Source organism: Reticulibacter mediterranei (assembly GCF_016587455.1).
In genome coordinates this window covers 4585326-4607390 of sequence record NZ_BNJK01000001.1, presented here as the reverse complement: position 1 = coordinate 4607390, position 22065 = coordinate 4585326, and the positions used below count along the sequence as shown (strand labels likewise).

Here is a 22065-nt window from a genome sequence, read left to right as displayed (position 1 = left end):
AAGTGAGTAAGAAAGAAACATTGGGCAGGGCTTTCCAGTTCTCCGCTCAAAGGGGTGCAGGGGTCTCCCTGCCGGGGCCTGGGGCGTCCCCAGTTTCCTTCCCTCCTTCGCGCGCCGCCTGCGGCGGCGCGCAAAAGAGAAGAAAAAAGGTTTTTGCGGGGACACCCCGCACCCCGGCAAAGGGCTGCCGCCCTCTGCACTCCTGCTAGATGGGAGAATTGGAAAGCCCTGAAACATTGGGCGACCGACGTGCAAAACCAGAGGGGAATGTGTTAGAATAGGGATCAACATTTTCTTCCTCTGATAGACTGGATTGTATCTTAAAGAGAGATCATGCAAAATACCTCACTATCTCCCGGTATGCTCTTACGGCAGCGCTACCGCATCCTGGGATCGCTAGGCGAAGGCGGTTTCGGAACCGTCTATAAAGCATGCGATGAAGAGCAGTACGACAGGTTTGTCGCCATCAAACAACTCAACATGCCAGTGAACCTGAGCGCTCAGGAAAAGATCGAGATCACTGATTCTTATAACCGCGAAGTCACGTTGCTCTCTGCGCTACGCCTTGAAGGCCTGCCGCGCATCTATGACCACTTCACAGAGCCTGAACACTGGTATGTGGTTATGGAATATCTTGAAGGGAAAACGCTTGAGCAATGTCTTCAGGGGCAACGGCTGCCTCTGAACAAGGTACTTACCATCGGCATCAGGCTCTGCTCAATCCTTGGCTATATCCATCAGCAGAAACCTCCCATCATTTTTCGCGATGTCAAGCCTGACAATATTCTGCTCACTTCTCACGACACCATCTACCTGATTGACTTTGGGATCGCACGGCGCTACCGAACACAACAAGCAAAAGACACAGGTGCGCTCGGCTCTCCTGGCTACGCGGCTCCTGAGCAGTATGGCAGGGTACAAACTACCCCTCAGACGGACATCTACGGACTGGGAGCCACACTGCAAACACTACTGACAGGCAAAGATCCTTTAGAGATCAAAACTGATGGTTGGCCTGCCGACGTGATCATCCCTCAATCATTGCAAGAGCTGCTGCAACGAATGATGGAGCCTGAGATCAGCAAACGACCGGAAAGTGTGCAAGCAGTGAGCAGGCATCTGAGCGAAATGAAGCAAGATATCGAGCCACGTGATCTGCCACCACAAACACCTTCTCATGCTTCTGCACACTATCGACCCGCCCACGTAGCAGGCGTACGACATGCTCTGCCCCTGCAAAGACCTCCTCGTCGCTCCCATGCACACTCCAACGCATCAATATTCTGGCCTGGCCTGCGTGTAGGTGTACAATCCCCTCTCCTGCCGCAAACCACTTCTTCCGCTCCACAGCTACCTCCTTTTGTCCTCCCTGCACAGCCTCCTCGCCCCCGCACACACCCCGGCGTGTTGATTTCCTGGCCTGATACCCCTGCTCTCCCACCATCTACCGCCCGGTATATCTCCTCCAAGCACTGGGAACGCTTCCTGGATATCATTGAGGGCCTGGACAGCTACAGTTTCAGAGAGACACAGGGGAGGATAAGCCAAGTGCTCTTCTGGCTTTCGTTCATACCCGCTATGATCTTCCTCATCGTAGCTACCTCCGCCCATGGGCTTAGTGCGCTTATTCTGTTTATCATCGCCTGCATAATTATTAGTAACATCCTGGGTCTCGTCCTGGCACTCTGTCTGAAGCTCCTCCTCTGGCCGTTCCAGACTCAGCTGCAAAACAGGCTGTTCAGGCGAATTTCTCAAACCCGGCTGCGACAGCAGCCTCCTCCACTTCAGCATTGAAAGAACATAGTTGTCAAGGTTGTGTTGCAAGAAGGAAACCGATCTGCTAGAGTTGTCTCATGTTTTGCTATATAATGCCCTCTAATTCTCCTTTAGGATCGCGAAGCATCAATTCTGGTACGGCCTTGTGGGGATCGAGTTCTTCAAAGAGAACGAGACTGAGTTGATGGGCGATGGGCATCTCAACGTTGTAGCGCCGGGCCAGTTGTAGGGCTGCTTGTGTGGTCCAGACACCCTCGGCAACCGAATGCGTCGATTGCAAGATATCGTTGAGCTTCTCACCGGCTGCCAGGCGACGGCCCAAACGATTGTTGCGGCTCAGATCGCTGGCACAGGTGGCAATGAGATCCCCGATACCCGCTAAACCGGCAAAAGTGAGCGGATTAGCCCCCGCTGCCACGCCCAGGCGCGAGATCTCCGCCAACCCTCGCGTCATAAACGCAGCCTTGGCGTTATCGCCATAGCCCAGGCCATCGTTGATGCCCGCGCCAATCGCAATGATGTTCTTAAGCGAGCCTCCCAGTTCAACGCCCACAACATCGTGCGAGTTGTAGACGCGAAAACTGGATGTGGTCAGCAGCGTACGGTACTCTACGGCTACATCATATGCTGTGGAGGCAATTACCGCCGCCGTCGGCTTCTCCTGTGCCACCTCACGCGAGAGATTCGGACCGCTCAATGTGGCAACGCGCTCGCCTGTTGTCGGCAACTCTTCAACGATAATCTCGCTCATCCGCTTGAGGCTGCCAATCTCTATGCCTTTGCTGGCGTTGAGGAGCAGGGTCTTCTCTCCTAAATATGGAGCCAGCAAACGCAGATTCTCACGCATCTTCTGGGAGGGCGTGACGAGGACCAGCATCTCTTTGCCCTGCACAGCCTCCGCGATCTGCCCTGTCACCCGCAATGTATCTGGAAAACGAAAGCCTGGCAGAAAATCACTATTCTCGCGCCGCTGCTGCATTGTCGCGGCCCGTTCCGGTCGATGATCCCAAAGCGTCGTTGCAATGCCCTTTCTGGAGAGAAGCAGCGCCAGCGTCGTACCCCAGGCTCCACTCCCAATTACACCAACTGATACCATAAAACACGCTCTCCTTCTAGCTATTCAGGCGGCAACTCGCCAGAGCCCCGCACCACCAGTTCTGTTGGGATCACAAGATGCTGCGGGGGAAGATCATCACCATGCAGACGAGCAAAAAGCAGTTCGGCGGCCTGCTCGCCCAATGCAGCTGCATCATGTGCAATCACGGTGATCGGCACCGGCAATAGCTCGGCAAGCTCAAAGTCGTCAAAGCCAACCAGCGCAATCTGACGCTTCATGCCGTACAGCGCACGAATCACGGCAATGCTGATACGGTTGTTTGTCGTGAACAAAGCGGTTGGAGGATCAGCGAGCATCAACAGTTCGTGAACAGCCTCCTGCGCTCTGAGCGGCTCATCACGATTTGAACGCAGCAGCGCTTCATCATACGGAATGGAGCGATCTGCCAGCGCCTCTCGATAGCCAGCCAGACGTTCGGCCCCACTGTGAACCAGCGGATCACCGCCGATCACGCCAATACGTCGATGCCCATGCGCAATTAAATGTTCAATGCCCTTACGCGCACCACCACGATTGTCTAAGAGAATAGTGTCGGTATCCAGATGATCTGGTGGACGATCCAGAAAAATGATCGGCGTTCCCAGACGCGCTTCTGGAAGTAGATAGCTATGGTCGTGACTGGCTGGCACCATGAGCAGTCCTGCCACGCGACGACGAAACAGGGCGTTGGAAAGCTCCTGCTCACGCTGCGCATTCTCTTCAGAATTACAGATAATCACCATATAGTGATAGCGCTGCGCAACTTTCTCAACTCCATGCGCAATATTGGAGTAAAAAGGGTTCGCGATATCCTCAATAATCAGGCCAATAGTAGTGGAGATCTGGCCCTGGCGTAGATTTCTGGCAAGATCATTGCGACGAAAACCCAGTTCTTCAATCACTTTGCTGACCTTCTCACGCGTATCTTCGCCTACGTTTGGCTCATTATTCACCACCCGCGAAACCGTCTTCAGACTCACTCCCGCCGCCTTCGCAACATTCTGCATGGTCGGCCTCATTTTACCTGCGTCAATACGCCCCTCGCTCTCGCCGAATGACCCTGGCTCGTCGCTATAAAAATCGCGTTCGTTAAGCATCACATCATCCTCCCGTCTCTGCCTTCGTTGCAACCGACATTCATTGTAACAAAGATTCCTTTTTATTGCTACACCCCTCCTAAATACCCCTTTTAAACCAGTTGACAATAACTGCACGGTAATGGTACAGTCATGACAACGCTGTCACCACTGAAGATGATGGCGGTAAAGCCACTGAAAAGGAGTTCAAGGCTATGTTTTTGCACGCCCAACGATGGAGCAAACCAGGACGGCTCATATGTGCATTGTTAGTAAACCTCGTATTGTTCGGTATACCGTTCATGTCTTCTACCACTCATGCAGCAGGCAGCTATCGGGCCTATGCAGATGCAGCAGCGGCAACGCTGCAAAGATGGTACAATAGCTCAAACGGCCAGTTCAACACCACTGGCTGGTGGAACTCGGCAAACGCTCTGGGAGCAATCATCGACTACTCCGCTCGCACCAGCAGCACCGCATACACTGGCGATATCTCCACCTCATATAATACCAACGCTTCAGGCAACTTCCTCAACGATTATTACGACGACGAGGGCTGGTGGGCACTGACCTGGGTCAAAGCCTACGATCTTACCAACGACAGCCGCTACCTGACAATGGCGAAAACGATCTTCAACGATATGAAGGGTGGCTGGGATACGACCTGCGGCGGCGGCATCTGGTGGAGCAAGGCCCGTAGCTACAAGAACGCCATCCCCAACGAACTCTTCCTGGCCCTCGCCACCAGCCTCCACCAGCGTACTCCAGGCGACAGTGGCAGCGGTAGTTATCTTGATTGGAGCAACCAGGAGTGGAACTGGTTCAATAATAGCGGCATGATTAACAGCTCCAGCCTGATCAACGATGGTCTCGATAGCTCCTGCCATAACAACGGACAAACTACCTGGACCTACAATCAGGGCGTCATCCTGGCTGGCCTCTCCGACCTGTATAAAATCACCGGAACCTCTTCATACCTGAGCAAAGCAGAGGCCATCGCCAACGCCGCAACCAGTACGCTGATCAACGCCAATGGTATCCTCAAAGAGCCTTGCGAAACAAGCTGCAACGGCGATGCATCCCAATTCAAGGGCATCTTTATGCGCAACCTCTACTATCTCTACCAGACCGACAGCAAACAGGCTTATCGCGATTTCATCACACGCAACGTCGATTCCATCTGGGCGAACGACCGCAACAGCAGCAATCAGCTCGGGTTGCAGTGGTATGGTCCCTTCGATAGCGCCGACGCCTCGCGCCAGAGTTCAGCACTGGATGCCATCAACGCTGCCATTCCTTTTAGCAGCGCAAATCTTGCCCTCAACAAACCGGCCAGCGCAGATAGCACATGCTCATCCTCAGAAACGCCCAATAAAGCGGTAGATGGCAGCATTACGAACAATAGCAAATGGTGTTCTGGCGGCACGAGCGGAAAATACTGGTTACGAGTGGACCTGCAAAGCAGTATGAGCATTGCCAGATTTACTATTCAACATGCGGGCGCTGGAGGAGAAAATATGGCCTGGAATACGCGCGACTTCAACATTCAGGTCAGCAGCGATGGTACCAACTGGACAACTGTGGTAACTGTTACTGGCAATACGTCAAATACGACCACTCATACCATCAGTGCCAGAACCGCCCGTTACGTGCAATTGAACATCACCAATCCACAATCCAGCACGCAAACTGTGGCGGCGCGTATCTACGAACTGGGGGTGTACAGCAGCTAACGAGATTGAACAATCAGAACCGTCGTAGTACTTTGTCAAGCTTCATTTGGCACATGACGCGGTGAGAACTCCCCGTGTATGGCAGGGGCGAAGGCTTGTCCTCGCCCTGGTGTCTCATCGCGCGGCCTGTGGAGGTGGGCGAGGACAAGCCTTCGCCCCTGCCATACACGGAAACACGCCTGAGGAGTTTCTGGATACACCCCAATGAAGTTTGACAGAGTACTACAACGATTCTTCATTCATTGAGAAAGAGGGAGCGCGACGGTAAATGTCGATCCCTGCCCGAGCCGGCTCTCGACAGTCAATGAGCCACCGTGCGCTCTCACAATACTATCGGCAATAGCCAGACCTAAACCGCTGTTGCCACCAGCAGTATAGGTACGAGCCGAATCGACGCGATAGAAGCGCTCCACAAGATGAGGAAGATGCTCAGGAGCAATACCAATGCCGGTATCCTGCACAATTAGCAACGCCTGAGTATCTTCGCTCTTGACGGAAAGCGAGACTGTGCCACCAGAATTGTTATAGAGAATAGCATTCTCCGTCAGATTCATCACCACTTCCAGCAATCGCGCCTCATCACCACAGATGCGCACCTGGTTGTTCGCCGCCACCTGCATGCTTACCTGATGCTCTGTAGCCAACGGCTCCGTCATCTCGGCAACGACCTGCACCAGATGATCCAGCTTCACCACCTCTTTTTTCTGCCGCACATGCCCCTCGTCGAGATGAGCCAGGGCCAGCAAATCGCCGATCAGATGACTGAGTCGTTCTGATTCATTATAAATCGAGCGAAACACGGTCAGGTGTTCATCAGGGGTAAATATTTGCATCAGGGCCATATCCGCTTTATTGCGAATGACGGCAACAGGTGTACGCAACTCGTGCGATGCATCAGCAACGAAACGCTGTTGCCGTGCAAACGCCTGCTCCAGACGCTCTATCATCTCATTCAGCGTCAGGGCCAGATCACGCACCTCATCATGAGGGCGCGGCACAGGCACACGTTGACGCAAATCGCCAGCCTTGATCTTCCGCGCCGTCTTAATCAAACGCTCGATAGGCATAAACGCGCGTGCCGTCAGCCAATAGCTGATCAAGCCACCAAGCGCCAACATAAAGGGGGCCAATAGCAATAGTTCGACTGAGACATCCTGCAACGTTGTATCGACCTGAGTGAGCGTTGTACCAACCTGCACCACGCCAAAAATCCCATTGTCGTCAACCAGCGCACGACTATAGAGCCGCACCGCTTGACCATCGGCTGTACTGATCGTTCCCTGCCAGGGAAGACCGTGCAGCGGTTGAGTCACGCTCTCAGGAGGGACGTTCAGAGCATAAAAGGCTGGCGTCGTTCGTAGGGGCAAGCCTCTTTTATCCAGAACCCGCACCAGGATATCAAGGTTGACATCAGCTGGAGGAGGTACATGCTGCACCTTACCAGAGGGATCGAAGCCGGGCAAATCTGCCGTTGCATCATGGGCTGTTATATCTCCATCTTCATCATAAGTAATATCACCTGCAATCTGCTGCGCCTGCAACTGCAATTCAGTATCAAGGCTACCAGCCAGCGTTGTTTGCAGACGTGTATAGAAGAGCAAACCGGAGAATACCATCAACAAGGCAAAGATGATGCTATACCAGAGCATCAATTGCCAACGAATGCCCAATGGGTAAATATGAGAAAAGATGCGTTTCATGGTTCAGGCTCCCTCAATTGATAGCCAGCTCCCCGAATAGTATGTATCACATCTGGCTCTCCTTGAGCACAGAGCTTATTGCGTAAATAACGAATGTACACTTCAATCACGTTGGAGAGGCGATCAGCCTCATCGTCCCAGACATGTTCAGCAATCATATTGCGGCTCAAGACCTGGCGTGGATGATACATCAAATACTCAAGCAACACATATTCTTTGTGAGAAAGCGTGATGAGACGCTCCCCACGCCAGGCCTCATGCGTGCGCGTATCCAGCGTGAGATCCAGAAAGCGCAAAACCGACGTTTTTTCCGCACTTGCTCGGCGCAAGAGAGCGCGTACTCGCGCCTCCAATTCACGGAAGCTAAAAGGCTTGGCAAGATAATCATCCGCACCATAATCAAGTCCCTGAATCCGCTGCTCTACCTCTCCAAGAGCAGTAAGGAACAAAATGGGCATGCTACGCTTCTGTTGACGCAGCAGACGGCACACCTCCAACCCACTCATGCCGGGGAGCATAATATCAAGAATGATCAGATCATAGGGCGTACTTAACCCAAGCGAGAGAGCATCCTCACCATGCGTCACCAGATCAACCATATATTTGCAATATTCTAACCCTCTCTTTAAATCAGATCCGAGTTCAGCATGATCTTCTGCCACCAATATTCGCATAGATGGTTTCTCCCGATTCACAGAAAATTGTCTTGATATACAATATCATGCTCCATTATATGAGATCACGATGAGAACACCCCTCATAAGTAAAAGCCCTATCATTAACCTGACAAATCGGCTTCTGATCGAGCAAAAGTCTTCCTTTCTGCGATTTTGAACCACATAAAGCAATTCTCCTCTTTCTGCTCAAGACAAAAATGTTCATTACTATTAGGAGGGAAAAGTTCCCTTACATCAGCGTTGATAGAAGATCTATCGATTGATAAACCTGATAGGAGAAGAATGGCAATGAGTGACCGAATCGAAGACCTGCTCGGTCAGATGACTCTTCAGGAGAAAGTCTCGCTGCTCGCAGGCTCAGACATGTGGCACACCGTCGCAATTGAGCGCCTTGGCATCCCTGCATTGAAGATGTCGGATGGACCGAACGGAGCACGAGGAGGCGGGAGCCTCGTCGGTGGTACAAAGGCGGCCTGTTTCCCGGCTGGCATTTCTCTTGCCTCCACCTGGAATACCGATCTGGTGAGGCGCGTCGGGCAGGCGCTTGGACAGGAGGCCAGAAGCAAGGGAGCACACGTGCTGCTAGCACCAACTGTCAATATCCACCGCTCACCCCTCAATGGCCGCAACTTTGAGAACTATTCCGAAGATCCGTATTTAAGCGCACGCATGGCTGTGGCCTATATCAACGGCGTGCAGAGCGAAGGTGTCGGCACATCGGTAAAACACTATATCTGCAATGATTCAGAGTTTGAGCGCAACACGATCAATTCAGAAGTTGACGAGCGTACAATGCGCGAAATCTATTTGCCTCCCTTTGAAGCTGCCATCCGCGAGGCGAGGTCGTGGACGATCATGGCCTCGTACAATCTGGTAAATGGTGTTGCGGCGAGCGAGAATTCCTATCTGTTAACCGAGATCTTGCGCGACGAGTGGGGCTACGACGGACTGGTGGTCTCCGACTGGTTTATGTCAGTGAAAAGTACCGCCCCTTCGGTGAACGCAGGACTCGATCTGGAGATGCCGGGACCGGGCGTATGGCGCGGCGAACTGTTGTTGCAGGCCGTTGAGCGCGGCGAAGTTGACGAGGCCACGCTCGACACTAGCATTCGTCGCCTTCTGCTCCTCTTGCAGCGCGCAGGCGTCTTTGAGCATCCCGAAGAGCCAGCAGAGCAGGGCATCGATTTGCCAGAACATCGCGCCCTGATCCGCGAAGCTGCGGCAGAGGGCATCGTCCTGCTCAAGAATGAGGGCGATGTGCTGCCATTACAACACGAGAAGCTGAACTCGGTTGCAATCATCGGTCCGAACGCGAAAGTGGCGCGCATCATGGCGGGTGGAAGCGCCCAGGTCAACGCCCACTACGCCATTACGCCCCATGATGGCGTGGCCTTCAAACTCGGCGAGCAGGTAGAGATCGGGTATGAACTTGGTTGCCCCAATCATAAACAGTTGCCACAGTTCGAGATGGATCAATTGCTGGCTGGCGTTGAGGGCAACGAGCATGGATGGCGCACCGACTATTTCAACGGTCCCGCTTTGACCGGCTCTCCCATCTATACAGAGATCAGCAAGCAACCTGAACTGATGTGGTTCGGCTCAAATATCAATCCCAATTTTGATGTCCACAACTTCTCGATGCGTGCCACCGCTCGCTTCATGCCAGCAGTGACGGGAACCTATACCTTTAGTCTGACCAGCGCAGGTTTGAGCCGCTTCTTCATCAATGACGAACTGGCAGTCGAGAACTGGACGCAGCAGATGCGAGGCGAATCATACTTTGGCATGGGTTCTACTGAGGTCAAGACAGAGCGCGATCTGGTTGTGGGACAGGAATATATTCTCACTCTTGAATATGCCAAAAATCAGGATGGACTGATTGCGGCGGTACGACCAGGCTGTCTCCCGCCACTGCCAGCCGATGGGATCGAACGTGCGGTCGCGCTGGCGGGCCGATCCGATGTTGCGCTGATCTTTGCTGGATTGAGCGGCGAGTGGGAGAGCGAAGGGTTTGATCGCCCCAACATCGATCTTGTGGGACAGCAGAACGAGTTAATAGAACGTGTGGCGGCGGCAAATAAGCGAACGATTGTGGTGCTGAACACCGGCTCGCCCATCGCAATGCCCTGGCTTGAGCAGGTGGAGGCGGTTGTGCAAGCCTGGTTCCCCGGCCAGGAATGCGGCAACGCCATTGCAGATGTCCTCTTTGGCGATGTCAATCCTTCTGGCAAACTTCCCCAGACCTTCCCGGTACGCCTGGAGGACAATCCCGCCTACATCAACTATCCAGGCGAGAACGGCAAGGTTCGTTATGGCGAAGGGCTATTCGTCGGCTATCGCTATTATGAGAAGAAGAAGATAGAGCCGCTCTTCCCCTTTGGCTTCGGACTCTCTTACACGACGTTCGACTATGATAACCTGCGGCTCAGTACCAGCTCGATTGGCCCGGAGGAGACGCTGGAAGTGCAAATAGACATAACCAACACGGGTGAGCGCGCGGGCAAAGAAATTGTGCAAGTGTATGTGCGGGATGTGCAATCGCGGCTGCATCGTCCAGACAAAGAGCTAAAGGCGTTCGCCAAAGTGCAGCTCGAACCGGGAGAGCACAAGACGGTCTCACTCTCGCTGGCACGGCAAGCCCTGGCTTATTACGACGATCTAGCCCAGGCGTGGGTGGCCGAAGCAGGCGAGTTTGAGGTGCTGGTAGGCTCGTCATCGCAGGCGATTCAAGGAAAGGCATCGTTTACACTGACCGAAACTTCCCGGTTTGGTGGAACCCTCGATAAAGATTAACTGGACACAGGATCGTGAAAGGGTTATAATGAATATATTCTCTATTCGATAGTGCCATGTACCCCCGCATTGCATGCGGAGGCTTACGGACAGAGCAAACACTGTTCGTAGGCCCGAGACATGAGCAGACTCAGCCAGGAGAGGACAGCTTCCTCTCATCGGGCTACGTTCCCAGCGAATACGGCGCAGCCGATGTCAATAGGTACGTCCAGATGCTTCACCAGTTTGGACCACTACAGGACCGGGTTAAAAGGTGTAGAGGGAGAAGTCGGTACCCTGTCCAATAAACCGCTTGGGACACGTTGTCGAGGTGAGCATTACCCGTGAAAACGGAGGCCCGTTCCGGGCAAAAGCAAAGGAACCAATGATGGCTATAGCTATCAGACAGGAGGGGGCGATGTTCCCCCCATCAGCCCATCATTAAGAAGGGACCATTCCTTCCCGGACATTCATGCTGTGAAGGAATGGTCCGTTTTCTGTGGAGTTCTATGCCTTGAGCAGTCATTATACACCGGGTTCTGGCAATGGAGCATCGAGCAATAGTAACACCAATTCGTTTGCAAGTCGTCGTGAATTCCGTGCCAACAATATAACCGGCATGCTACCACCCCTCGGCACAACTGGGATGGAGCGTAACTATGGCGGTGCATTTGATTTTGATCAAATGATCGAATCATTGCACGAACTTTTCGAGCATGACCGCCAGATAGCAAGCCAGCCGGACGCTACGCGCTGTGGGATCTGTTATCTGCACTTCCCGGTAAGCGAACTGGTCTACCGCGAAGAGGGGTTCTATCTCTGTGAAGGGTGCGACCATACACTGGGCAAACAGGCCGTACCAATGCTACGACGCCAGCAAAAACTCGGATAAACCGTTCCATATATCCTGCCAGCCTTTCTTATTGTTTACCATCGATACATAGAAAAGCCTGACAATCTCTTGGAGGTTGCCAGGCTTTCTTCTACCCCGTAGCGACAATCCCTTGCGGTTGTCGCGGCTCCTGTGCATGGTGGCGCTTTGGCCCGCGACAACCGCAAGGGATTGTCGCTACGGGGGGATGGGTGGTAAGAAGTTCTATTCCACCAGAGCAGACTCTTCTTCGAGGTCTTCTGGCTGGGCTTCGCGTAGATCTTCCGGGCTGTCCAGACGATCAAGGAAGAGGATGCCGTTGAGATGATCAATCTCGTGCTGCAAAATGCGCGCCCACCAGCCCTCAGCGTTTACTTTGATCGCTCTGCCTTTGACATCCTGGCCCTTCACCTGAACCTTTGCGGCACGACGAATATTTTCCCCCACATAGCCAGGGATGCTCAGACAGCCTTCAGAGCCGATCTCTTCGCCTTCAGCCTTGATGATCTCGGGATTGAACAACGCCACTTTGTAATGCGCCTCTGTCTCGGGATCATCGTATTCGGCCACGAGCACGCGAATCGATTGCGCGATCTGTGGTGCAGCCAGCCCAACACCATGAGCGACGTGCATGGTCTCGAACATGTCATCGACAAGCTTCTGCAAAGATGGCTCAAAGCGATGCACCTTTTTCGCTTTTTGCCGAAGAATAGGATTTTCTGATGTAATAATCTTGCGAATTGCCATAATCTCGCTCTCACCCCTGCACAACACTGAAAAAATCCAGGATACCTCTTGTGAGGTTCCTACTCAACCACTATAATTGCTCTATATCCTATCATATCAGTAGGTGTTACGCAAACTGACATGCCAGATTGCAACGAAACGAATATGTCAAATATTGTTGAAACCGTCAGAAATACCATTGAAGAGCATCGCTTGCTTCCTGTCGAGGGTGAGGTGGTGGTCGCCGTCTCGGGAGGAAGCGATTCGCTGTGCCTGCTGCATCTGCTCCACGCCCTCTGCGGTCCCGATAAGCTATATTCAGGCGTCCGGCTTCGCGTTGCCCATCTCAATCACCAGTTGCGCGGCGAGGAGAGTGCACGTGAGGCAGAGGAGGTCGCACACTTGGCGACGGCCTGGAAGCTGCCTGCGGCTATTGGCAGCATCGATGTGCCAGCGCTGGCCCGGCGCGAACAGCGTTCATTGGAAGATGCAGCACGAGTTGCCCGTTATCGTTTCCTGCGCGAGATTGCGCGAGGAGGACGCATCGCTGTCGCCCATCATGCTGATGATCAGGTGGAGACGCTGCTGCTGCACTGGTTGCGCGGCGGGGGCATCGCCAGTATGATTGGTTTGCAGCCAGTGCAGCAAGACGTCATTCGTCCACTCCTCGCCATCACGCATGCCGACACACTGGCTTATTGTGCCGCATATGGCCTCATGCCACTGGAAGATGCGAGCAACACTGATACACGCTTTCTGCGCAACCGCATCCGTCACGAACTGTTGCCGCTGCTGGAAGCGATGAATCCTGGCTTTCGCTCGCTCCAGCTCCGCACAGCCGAGGTGATGCAGGTCGATGTTGCCTGGATCGAAGCTCAGATCGATGCCAGCTGGCCGGAGGTTGTAATCTCGGAGCAGGCGCAGCGCATTCGTTTGCAACGCAGCGCATTATGCAGCCTGCCACTCAGCATTCAGCGCCATCTGTTGCGCCGTGTCAGCGCGCACCTCTGCGATGGTCAATCTCCATTGGAGCTTCGTCACTATAAACTGATCGAACAACTGGCAAGGCTCGACAGTAAAGGGCGAGAGCTAGAGCAACACATGCCGGGCCGCTTACGTGTCTTGCGTATCGGGGAAGAGATCATCTTCGAGCGCCTTGACGAAGTTCGTCAGACGACGCCAGAACATATTGAAGTTATACTGCCAGTCCCGGGTCAGGTCGTCGTACCTGGAACTGGTTGGATAGCGATTGCAGAGGTGCTGACGGGAGAGCAGGCACAGGCAGTACAACAGGCAAACAGAGTGGGAGATTGGCACTCTCTTGCCACGACACCCAATGTTGTATATATTGATGGTGACAGGGCGGGCACAGCATTTGTCGTGCGTACCCGACAACCGGGAGATCGCATCCAGCCGCTTGGCATGGTACACGAGAAAAAGGTGCAGGACATCCTGGTAGACAAACATATTGCTCGTTCCGAGCGCGACAGGATACCGCTCTTCTTCTCAGAGGGATCAAGCATCTGGCTGGGAGGAATCTGCATTGACGAACGCGCTCGACTGACCGCAACAACCCGGCGGATTATCCGTCTATCGCTCGTTTCTAACTCGGGCACGCCATAGTGGAGCGATCATTGAAGCATCCGGCAATTGAAAGGGGAATAGCTATGGGGAGAGAGGATGTTGGGTCTCCCGTAGCGACAAGGGGGGTTAAGGGTGGACGTGGGGGCCTTGCGCTTGCCGCCGTTGGGAGCGATGATTTTGGCAAAGAGGAGACCTCAGGAGATTGGCCTGGCAGCAGCAACAAGCGCAAGGCCCCCACAACCCCTCTACACCACTCCTTGTCGCTACGGATGGGGAGAACCTTCTCTCCCCGGCGCATTTGCCGGACGAACAATGATCGCTCCACTATGGCGGATATTATATTTTGTGAAAAATCCATAAGCAGACAATAGCAAGATCATGGGAGGTACGCATGCATGAAGATATCGACGAGATAATGATCTCGGAAGAACAGGTGCGCGCAAAGGTTCAGGAGTTAGGAGAGCAGATCACGCGCGATTATCAGGGCAAAAATCTGCTCTTGCTGGGAACGCTCAAGGGAGCGGTCCCTTTTATTGCTGACCTTGCGCGCACCATCGAGTTGCCGCTGGAGGTCGATTATATGGCGGTTGCCAGCTATGGCAATACCACCCAATCAAGCGGAGTGGTGCGCATTATCAAAGATCTCGAAGGGCCGATCGACCAGAAGCATGTACTGATTATCGAGGACATCATTGATAGCGGCCTGACCCTTCATTACCTCGTGGACCTGTTGAGGCAGCGCAACCCGCTCAGTCTTCGCATCTGTACCCTGCTCAATAAAGAACGCACACGCCTCAAACAGGCCGAAGTAAGCTATGTTGGCTTCAGCATTCCAGACAAATTTGTCGTTGGCTACGGCCTGGACTATGCCCAGCGCTATCGCAATCTGCCCTATATTGGTATCCTGAAGCCCTCCGTCTATGAAGGTGTTGCACGCCCAGAAGAGACACATATCAGCCCGGCGGAAAAAGCATGATTATTCCACCGGAGCGAGCAGGCTATGGAGCGCACGATACCAGACTCCGGCCATGGCGTCGTAGCCGCTATCGTTCGGGTGAATACCATCTTCCAGATCGCTCACCGGCACTGCATGATACATATCAACATAGCGAACGGGCAGTCCTTGCATAGTCAATCCCTGAATGATAGAAGGAATGGCGAGATTGTACGCAATCACCTGAGAGTTCAGAGCGGCATTGCGCAGGGGGGTGATCTGTGCCACGATGATTGTTGTGCCAGGCAGCGTCTCGTGGATTTGTAGAATAAGCGAGCGTAGACGATCCGGGGCCGTGCTCACGGCATCGTGATAGACGATATCGTTTGTGCCGATCTGCAACAGCACCACGCGTGGTTTATAGGTCTGGAGCCAGTTCACCACATGATCAGATATCTGTCGGATGCGCCAACCTGGATGCCCTTCATGCGCCCGATCGGTTAAGCTGGCTGGTCCACTTAGCTGCGATCCGACAAATTGTATGTGCCAATGCGCGGTCAGACAATCGCTCCACAACTGGCTCCGATAGCCTGCATGCGTGGATGAACCAACGCCAGCCGTGATCGAATCGCCCAGCGGCATAATCGTGATTGTGCTGTGATCCAAAGGCTGGCTCTTGATAGAACTCTGCACCGCACCAGGCAAGCTGCCGGTAGGATTTTTCAAAGTACTCTGAAAAAATGTGCTCTGGGCGGTAACGGGTTTCTTCACCAGATTCAGCGTGAGAAAGATGCCACCGATCAGCAAAAGAGCGGTGAGCAGGCCGATAACGAGGCGAAAGTGAGGGGAATGAAGTCGCATTCCTGCACTCTTTCTAGCGTGTGAAGTAGGACAGCACGCTCCTATCATGGACAGAGAGATGTACAGCAACGATTACATGTGCCAGAAAATCAGCCATTACCTCTACCACAAAAACCTGGCTGGCATAGCATAAAACAAACGGGACAATATGTCAATATAGTTCAGGTTGGAGAAATCGGGAGTAGGAATTATGGATGAGCGGGCAAGAGAGTTTGCGCACAGGTAAAGATGTGAGAAAGGCGCAAACTGGACTTCCTGAAGAAAATTGGTTATCCTTTGTATTGAAAAGCCCGGTTCATCTGTCTCTGTGCGGACAGCGTGATTGCCGTAGGGCGTCATGTTTGAAGCGCCGAAGCAAATGAACCTATCGATGGTCAGGTCTGCGTGCCTCCAGATCTGGTGCATCCAATCCTGTTCCGACTCTCGTAAGGAGTAAGCATGTCGCGTTCGCTCGACAAGCTGTTCAAGTTCTGGGACAAAAACGCGAGACGCTATCTGGTCTATGCAATCTTCGGCTTCGTGCTGAGTTTGCCGCTCAACGGCATCTCTGCCTCGTCCCTATGGGGATGGATTACAGGCGGGCTGCTGGGCCTGAGCGTGATCCTCGTGTGCAGGTACGAGATACCGAACAAAACCATGTTCGCCGTCGGGTGCAGTTTCATGTTCGGTGTGCTGTTCAACGCTGTCATTGCCTGGCTGTATGGCAGGCTGGACAAGACGGCAGTGGACCTCCTGTTCTCGCTGATGGTCAGTGCGGCGATCATGCTGTGGATCTCCAAAAAGAGTGGAAAGAGGCAATGAGTGCGAGGGAGCCACGAGCAGTACAGCCAGGCTCCCTTCCGCACCTCTTCTTCGTCGTTACGCTACATACAGCCTCAGGAGAGATGACCCCCTAACAGGAAACACCAGGTATCAAGATCGGCCTCTCCGGTGCTTGAGAGTTGACAGGCCTTCTGAAAAGAGATAACAGCGTTTTTCGTTTGCGGCCCAAAAACGCCATCAGGGATAACGGTTGGATAGACGCCACGTACGTTCAACTGCTCTTGTAAAGCCTGCACATGGTCGCCTTTGGCATTTACAGACGAGGGGATGATCAACTTTTCCCAGGTTGTCGTATCAACTGTATCCTGAACAGGCAGTTTATTGTTGTGTTGAAAAGCATGGAGCGCACTCATCGTATGTTTTCCGAAAAAGCCATCAACGCCTGTTGAACCAAGATCGTAGGAGCGAGCTTTGAGCATCCATTGCAGCGCCCGCACTATGGGCACCACCGTATTAGGATTATAGGTGGCTATCGGCCATATCCGCCTGCGCGCCAGCACGCCGCCGCCAATTACGCCGTTATCCGCTATCATATGAAACAATCCCACGGCTGAGGCCAGAGCAAGACCCACCAGTCCCGATTGCACCAGGAGACGCCTGCTTAATACTATGGGGGCACCATTTCTGGTTTGATTGGATGCAAAAGAAGAGGTTGTGAAGAGGTTTGATCTCTCCATTGAATGCAGCGAGGTTTGCTGGTCAGGAGTTTCGCTGTAGAAAGGGGCTTCACGTGCATTCTCCGGGGATAGGTCTGAAAGTTGTGCATCTGTCTGGGAAACAGATTTTATCTCTTCTCTATATACATTGGAATCAGCGACATCGCTCTGCTCTTCTTGCCAATGATGCAGACCAAGCTGCTCTTCGCTTTGCTGTAAAATCTGGCATAGCTTTCTGCGTTCATAGTCGCTTGGATGCGTCAAGCCTCTTTCCCAGCGGCCCACGGTTTTAGAGGATACGCCCAGCGCCTCCGCCAGTTCTTCCTGCGTCAATCCCTGCTTTTTTCGTCCCGCTCGCAGTGCGTGATTAGGATGATGAGATGATGGCATCCGCGATGTCTCCTCTATCGTCTCATCTCATTGGATCGATAAGATGTTCCAATCAATACACTCATCAAAGGCACAACTTTATGAAATATAGCACCTTTGCATGAAACGGATGAGGGGAAAAGAGGGACAAATGCAAACGTGCTCATCTCCTGAAGAAAAGGGGGAATATCTTCAGGAGATGAGCAAACGCATATATTTTCTACGGCATCAAGCTAACATGGCCCATATGATCAGGAATGGCACTCTCCAATCGAACCCCAGGTCAGGGTGCCAACAATACCATCTTTGTCTAGTTGCGCCCCATTCCGATCTTTATGAAGGCTTTGATAATCTTTGACGGCCTGTTCAGTTTTCGGTCCGAATACCCCATCAACGGTGAGCTTAAAGTCCTTGCTAAAATCAGGATGGCTTGTCTTTTTTGCACTGTAGTAATCCTTGCCATCACCACTACTGTACCACTCATACCACTTATTCAGATCATTTTGCAGTTTGTGAACTGGACCATTCTCAGAGTCATCAGCATCACCATTACCAATTGTTGGAGGACAGATGCGAGGTGGGTCTAATGGTTTAGCGTGGGCAGTTGCAGAAAATAGGCCGGGAACCAGAAGTATGCCCAGCATAAACAGCAAACCGGTGCCCAGGATGAGAAGTTTCTTGCGAGACATAAAACTCAACTCCTTTTTTGATTCATAGTAGCCGGGGGAAGTTGATGCCCTGGCAGGACATCTCCGCTTCATATGCATCATGCATAGGGAAAACCAGACAATGAGAGAGTGTTGGGACATGGTAGAAGCGAAAGGCTGTCCTCTTCTCGCACTCTCTGAGGCGTAAGAATACGATCTGCACCAACGAGCCTCTGCTCCACCACACACGCTCTCATTGACTGGCATACTACACTGGTTTTCGGCACGTTCGCCGGGGAAGGCTCCCGAAGGATACCGCCCGCATGTCTGCTTGTAGTTGCATCTCCAGGGCAAAGAGAAAACCTGTGAACGACACCCTTACCCGACCCCAAGCTTACTTGCCGAACAAACCGTTGACGGGAACATGAGAAGCGTAGCTGATATATGAGCCTATTACCAGGACAAATCGGACAGTGTCCGATTTTCTTCGCATTTTTTAACGTATTTGCTCGTTATCACACTGAGATGTAAGGGAGAAGATCAGATCAACACAAGTTTGCCAGTGTTGGGAGATAACGAGAAGCAGGCGGTCTCGCCCGATTGAGACCGCCTGCCCTCTTCAGGAGAGGAGAGAAGTCCGGGTCTGGATCAGTGCAAGGACAATAAACTATCCAGATCCCAAACGGGGATGGGCGGTAGAGGACTCGAACCTCTGTGGTCTTTCGACGACCGGGTTACAGCCGGTTGCTTTCGCCGCTCAGCCAACCGTCCAGATATAGATAGAGGCCCAAGTGCCTCTATCTAAGTGGAACCGGAGGGATTTGAACCCTCAACCTCCCGTGTGCAAGACGGGTGCGCTACCAATTGCGCCACAGGCCCCATTAGCGCGGATGATGGGACTTGAACCCACTCTCTTCTGTTCGACAGACAGACGACGCTACCCTTTGTCTTCACCCGCGAAATGGTGACGGAGAGACTCGAACTCTCAATGAAAAATGCAGGTTTAAGCTGCATGTGTCTACCAGTTGCACCACGTCACCCGATGGTGGCAGCAGGCATCGAACCTGCACTCCCCCGCTTAAAAGGCGGACGCTCTACCGTTGAGCTATGCCACCTGAGTAATGTTGGTGGTGAGACTCGAACTCACAACCTTGCGCTTCTGAGGCGCACGCCTCTTGCCAAATTGGGCTACACCAACAAAAGTGATGGTAGCAGGACTTGAACCTGCAACCCGCAACATATGAAATTGCTGCTCTACCGCTTGAGCTATACCATCAAGCCAAAGATAATGGAGAGAATCGAACTCTCATCGACGGCTTCGCACGCCGTTGCTCTATCCATTGAGCTACATCACCATCAAAGGGGCAGGCAGGAATCGAACCTGCGTCGTCAGGGCCACAACCGGAAGCTTTGCCATTAAGCTACTGCCCCTGAGCCAAAGGTATCGGGCAGAATCGAACTGCCATTCCCGCACTTGCAAAGCGGTGCCTTACCATTTGACCACGATACCAGATAGTTCCGCACAGAGTTGCACTGTGTTCTATCACTTATAAGGTGATTGCACTAAACTGATATGCTACGGAACCAGAAAATGGTGAAGGCAGGGCTTGAACCCGCAACGCCGTGGTCTTCACTCACGCGCTCTACCAGTTGAGCTACTTCACCATGTACTAGAGACAACCTCACATACGGACGGCGGGAATTGAACCCGCTATTTTCTCGTTGAAAGCGAGACGACTCACCCATTTGTCCTCGTCCGCGAACATACCTTGTGCAGGAATCGAACCCGCCTCCTCTCGCTGAGAACGAGAAATCCTGGACCGCTAGACGAACAAGGCATAGTTTGTAACTTCTGACAACCGTTCGACATATCCTCAGTGATGAACGCACTCGTTCGCTTTCCCTTCCTTGTCTCAATGTCTGTCATAACTGTTCCTTACACTTGACAGATTAACATTATATTTGCTATTTGTCAAGTCATTTTCAAAGCAATTTCTGCATGATGCATAGCGATAAAGATGCCTCTTTTTCAGGTTCATTTCAGGCTAGTAAGACATAACTAGAGTAATCCACAAAAGAAAGAAGGATTACTCATGAGAATACATCATATTTATTGCCGTCTAATCCTTTTTTATGCTCTATTGATTATGGTACTTGCAGCCTGTTCTACCAATGCAGCGACACAGCCCGGAGCAACGAGAACCACGCCAACGGCACAACAGGCTGTTGGAGCGCCCGGCTGCAATCCGCCAACGGCCACACACAATTCGGCAACTGGCCTGCCTGAGTCGCAGGGTGTTGGACGGGGTATGGAGATCTGGGCGTTGTGGTTTAACGATCTGGTAGCAACGCACGACCAGAAAATCGTCTGGCGCATGACGGGCAGCGGAGATCCCCAATTTACCACGACAGGTCCACATGGAGAAAAGGCACACGTCGTCTTCGGGCCTGAAGAGCATGATAGCTCCAACTGGCATCATAACGGCGATGAATGGGGAACGGGCTTCAATTTTCCAGTCTCCGGCTGCTGGAATCTGCATGTGACCAGGGGACAGGCAACAGGCGATGTGTGGGTAATGCTGAAATAAGAGTAGTCAGAGAGGCGTGGCTACGAGTTTTAATGATTTATGATGGTAAAGTGTGCTGTTGTAGTGGAGCGATTTATCGCGACATGTGCGGGATTGCGCGATAAATCGCTCCACTACAACAGCACACTTTACCGCTACAACTCATAACCCAACAATTACGCATCGCCCTTCATAAAAGTGAAACGGCGACCATGTGAGGGGAGATGGCAGGAAAGCTCGGGATGAGTGGAGCGCACATATTCGACGAGCAGGCCAGGGCGTCCCAGATTGGCAGCAAACATATCATAATGCGTAGGAACCAGGAGCTTTACTCCGGCGGCAGCGGCCAGATCAGCCGCCTCGCGCTCATCCATATTGCCAACCAGCTTTTGTTGTTCGCGGAAATAGCTGCGGCCATTGATTGGTAGCAAGGCGATATCAATATCAAAGGGGCGCAGGCGCTCGATCAGACCATCGAAGACCAGCGTATCGCCGGGATGATAGATGCGCACGCCTTCCAGTTCGATCACATAGCCCAGGTAGCGATAGAGGCCATCGCTCAATTCAAAGCCGAAATCGTAAATAGCAGGTGGACAGTTCAACCCATGCATTGCAGGCGTTGGGAAGAGTCGCGTCGCGCCCGCCACAATCTCCTCGCCCGGCTGCACGCCCTGGATACGTTCGGCTGCGATACCCTCTTTCGTGAGCAGATCGACGATGGGGCGAGGCACCACAAATTGAGCATTAGGAGAGCGCTGTGCAAGCACCTTGAGAACTGGTAGATCTAGATGATCCCCGTGCTCATGCGTACACAACACATAATCGACAGGTGGACTCTCCTCGGCCCGAAATGGTGGCGGCACCAGGCGTTCTTTCGTCGCAGAGAGAAATGGATCAATAAAAAATGTGCTGGTTGGGCCACGCAACACGAAGCTGGCCTGTCCCAACCACCAGAGCGCAATTGTGCCAGCAGGCAACCGTGCCGCAGCGATATCGGCGGCAGTAGTAGCAGTACGAGATACCATAAATAGTGTTTCCCTCTTTATTGGATCAAAGCTTCCCACTCATACACTTTCATTATATCCCTCTGCCAGCACAAGGTGCTATGTGGCAAATTAACTGAAGGGTAGACCAACGCTGCATCAAAAGATGGAAATTCACAAGGAATATGGTATACTCTTCTCATGTGTTCAAGGCC

The 22065-nt window shown here is 52.7% G+C and carries 17 protein-coding genes and 13 tRNA genes; 8 read left to right on the top strand and 22 right to left on the bottom strand.

The features are described 5' to 3' along the window. The first annotated feature begins 333 nt into the window (after positions 1-333). Positions 334-1794, top strand: a complete 1461-nt coding sequence (locus tag K3T83_RS19865) for a serine/threonine protein kinase (RefSeq protein ID WP_220204687.1) — start codon at positions 334-336, stop codon at positions 1792-1794. A 67-nt stretch (positions 1795-1861) separates the two neighbouring features. Here K3T83_RS19865 and K3T83_RS19860 read toward each other — a convergent pair whose 3' ends face one another. Both K3T83_RS19860 and K3T83_RS19855 read right to left on the bottom strand, forming a co-directional pair. Beyond that, the gene (locus K3T83_RS19860; protein WP_220204686.1) at positions 1862-2872 is read right to left on the bottom strand and encodes an NAD(P)H-dependent glycerol-3-phosphate dehydrogenase; all 1011 of its coding nucleotides are present in this window, start codon (positions 2870-2872) and stop codon (positions 1862-1864) included. A 20-nt stretch (positions 2873-2892) separates the two neighbouring features. Continuing rightward, positions 2893-3969: a LacI family DNA-binding transcriptional regulator gene (locus tag K3T83_RS19855; RefSeq protein ID WP_220204685.1), complete on the bottom strand. Its 1077-nt coding sequence runs from the start codon at positions 3967-3969 to the stop codon at positions 2893-2895. A gap of 194 nt (positions 3970-4163) precedes the next feature. On the opposite strand from K3T83_RS19855, the gene K3T83_RS19850 reads away from it, so the two are divergent. Continuing rightward, on the top strand, positions 4164-5681 hold the full coding sequence (locus K3T83_RS19850; protein WP_220204684.1) for a glycoside hydrolase family 76 protein: 1518 nt from the start codon (positions 4164-4166) through the stop codon (positions 5679-5681). 239 nt (positions 5682-5920) lie between these two features. Here the strand turns inward: K3T83_RS19850 and K3T83_RS19845 are convergent, their stop codons facing one another. Further along, positions 5921-7381, bottom strand: coding sequence for a sensor histidine kinase (locus K3T83_RS19845; protein WP_220204683.1), 1461 nt, complete (start codon positions 7379-7381; stop codon positions 5921-5923). Next, positions 7378-8055, bottom strand: coding sequence for a response regulator transcription factor (locus K3T83_RS19840; RefSeq protein ID WP_220204682.1), 678 nt, complete (start codon positions 8053-8055; stop codon positions 7378-7380). Before K3T83_RS19840 ends, K3T83_RS19845 begins: the two co-directional genes overlap by 4 nt. 291 nt (positions 8056-8346) lie before the next feature. Here K3T83_RS19840 and K3T83_RS19835 point away from each other — a divergent pair, with 291 nt between their 5' ends. Together K3T83_RS19835 and K3T83_RS19830 are read left to right on the top strand one after the other, a co-directional pair. Next, positions 8347-10851, top strand: coding sequence for a beta-glucosidase H (locus tag K3T83_RS19835; protein WP_220204681.1), 2505 nt, complete (start codon positions 8347-8349; stop codon positions 10849-10851). A gap of 478 nt (positions 10852-11329) precedes the next feature. Then, complete coding sequence (locus tag K3T83_RS19830; protein WP_220204680.1) at positions 11330-11722, top strand: RING finger protein; 393 nt, start codon at positions 11330-11332, stop codon at positions 11720-11722. A gap of 204 nt (positions 11723-11926) precedes the next feature. Here K3T83_RS19830 and def read toward each other — a convergent pair whose 3' ends face one another. Beyond that, positions 11927-12448 (bottom strand): peptide deformylase, encoded by a 522-nt coding sequence (def, locus tag K3T83_RS19825; RefSeq protein WP_220204679.1) that lies wholly within the window; start codon positions 12446-12448, stop codon positions 11927-11929. Positions 12449-12592: 144 nt separating this feature from the next. Here def and tilS point away from each other — a divergent pair, with 144 nt between their 5' ends. Together tilS and hpt are read left to right on the top strand one after the other, a co-directional pair. After that, positions 12593-14050 (top strand): tRNA lysidine(34) synthetase TilS, encoded by a 1458-nt coding sequence (gene tilS, locus K3T83_RS19820; RefSeq protein WP_220204678.1) that lies wholly within the window; start codon positions 12593-12595, stop codon positions 14048-14050. A gap of 352 nt (positions 14051-14402) precedes the next feature. Continuing rightward, positions 14403-14987 carry a hypoxanthine phosphoribosyltransferase gene (gene hpt / locus K3T83_RS19815; protein ID WP_220204677.1) on the top strand — a complete coding sequence of 195 codons (585 nt, stop codon included), beginning with the start codon at positions 14403-14405 and terminating at the stop codon, positions 14985-14987. Here the strand turns inward: hpt and K3T83_RS19810 are convergent, their stop codons facing one another. Then, positions 14988-15806 (bottom strand): SGNH/GDSL hydrolase family protein, encoded by an 819-nt coding sequence (locus tag K3T83_RS19810; RefSeq protein WP_220204676.1) that lies wholly within the window; start codon positions 15804-15806, stop codon positions 14988-14990. It lies immediately after the preceding gene. Between the two features lie 438 nt (positions 15807-16244). Here K3T83_RS19810 and K3T83_RS19805 point away from each other — a divergent pair, with 438 nt between their 5' ends. Next, positions 16245-16607, top strand: coding sequence for a hypothetical protein (locus tag K3T83_RS19805; RefSeq protein WP_220204675.1), 363 nt, complete (start codon positions 16245-16247; stop codon positions 16605-16607). A 74-nt stretch (positions 16608-16681) separates the two neighbouring features. On the opposite strand, the gene K3T83_RS19800 is transcribed toward K3T83_RS19805, so the two are convergent. The 15 genes from K3T83_RS19800 to K3T83_RS19730 all read right to left on the bottom strand — a co-directional run bounded on the left by K3T83_RS19800 (position 16682) and on the right by K3T83_RS19730 (position 20138). Further along, a complete protein-coding gene (locus K3T83_RS19800) occupies positions 16682-17674 on the bottom strand; it encodes a peptidoglycan-binding protein (protein WP_220204674.1) in 993 nt (330 codons plus the stop codon). A gap of 230 nt (positions 17675-17904) precedes the next feature. Then, positions 17905-18342 carry a peptidoglycan-binding domain-containing protein gene (locus tag K3T83_RS19795; protein ID WP_220204673.1) on the bottom strand — a complete coding sequence of 146 codons (438 nt, stop codon included), beginning with the start codon at positions 18340-18342 and terminating at the stop codon, positions 17905-17907. A 647-nt stretch (positions 18343-18989) separates the two neighbouring features. Then, positions 18990-19071: transfer RNA gene (locus tag K3T83_RS19790), tRNA-Tyr, on the bottom strand. Between the two features lie 35 nt (positions 19072-19106). Beyond that, positions 19107-19180 (bottom strand) — tRNA-Ala (locus K3T83_RS19785). A 5-nt stretch (positions 19181-19185) separates the two neighbouring features. Continuing rightward, positions 19186-19258, bottom strand: a tRNA-Asp gene (locus K3T83_RS19780). A gap of 4 nt (positions 19259-19262) precedes the next feature. Beyond that, a tRNA-Leu gene (locus tag K3T83_RS19775) sits at positions 19263-19340 on the bottom strand. 3 nt (positions 19341-19343) lie between these two features. Continuing rightward, positions 19344-19415 (bottom strand) — tRNA-Lys (locus K3T83_RS19770). Positions 19416-19422: 7 nt separating this feature from the next. After that, positions 19423-19498, bottom strand: a tRNA-Leu gene (locus tag K3T83_RS19765). A gap of 5 nt (positions 19499-19503) precedes the next feature. Continuing rightward, positions 19504-19576 (bottom strand) — tRNA-Met (locus K3T83_RS19760). 7 nt (positions 19577-19583) lie between these two features. Then, positions 19584-19655: transfer RNA gene (locus K3T83_RS19755), tRNA-Arg, on the bottom strand. Between the two features lie 5 nt (positions 19656-19660). Beyond that, positions 19661-19731: transfer RNA gene (locus K3T83_RS19750), tRNA-His, on the bottom strand. Positions 19732-19739: 8 nt separating this feature from the next. Further along, positions 19740-19810: transfer RNA gene (locus tag K3T83_RS19745), tRNA-Cys, on the bottom strand. 82 nt (positions 19811-19892) lie between these two features. Beyond that, positions 19893-19965 (bottom strand) — tRNA-Phe (locus tag K3T83_RS19740). Positions 19966-19987: 22 nt separating this feature from the next. Then, positions 19988-20060: transfer RNA gene (locus K3T83_RS19735), tRNA-Glu, on the bottom strand. Between the two features lie 5 nt (positions 20061-20065). Then, positions 20066-20138 (bottom strand) — tRNA-Glu (locus K3T83_RS19730). A 255-nt stretch (positions 20139-20393) separates the two neighbouring features. Between K3T83_RS19730 and K3T83_RS19725 the strand changes: the two genes are divergently transcribed. After that, positions 20394-20888 carry a hypothetical protein gene (locus tag K3T83_RS19725; RefSeq protein ID WP_220204672.1) on the top strand — a complete coding sequence of 165 codons (495 nt, stop codon included), beginning with the start codon at positions 20394-20396 and terminating at the stop codon, positions 20886-20888. Positions 20889-21043: 155 nt separating this feature from the next. Here the strand turns inward: K3T83_RS19725 and K3T83_RS19720 are convergent, their stop codons facing one another. Continuing rightward, positions 21044-21892 carry an MBL fold metallo-hydrolase gene (locus K3T83_RS19720; protein WP_220204671.1) on the bottom strand — a complete coding sequence of 283 codons (849 nt, stop codon included), beginning with the start codon at positions 21890-21892 and terminating at the stop codon, positions 21044-21046. Positions 21893-22065: the final 173 nt, after the last annotated feature.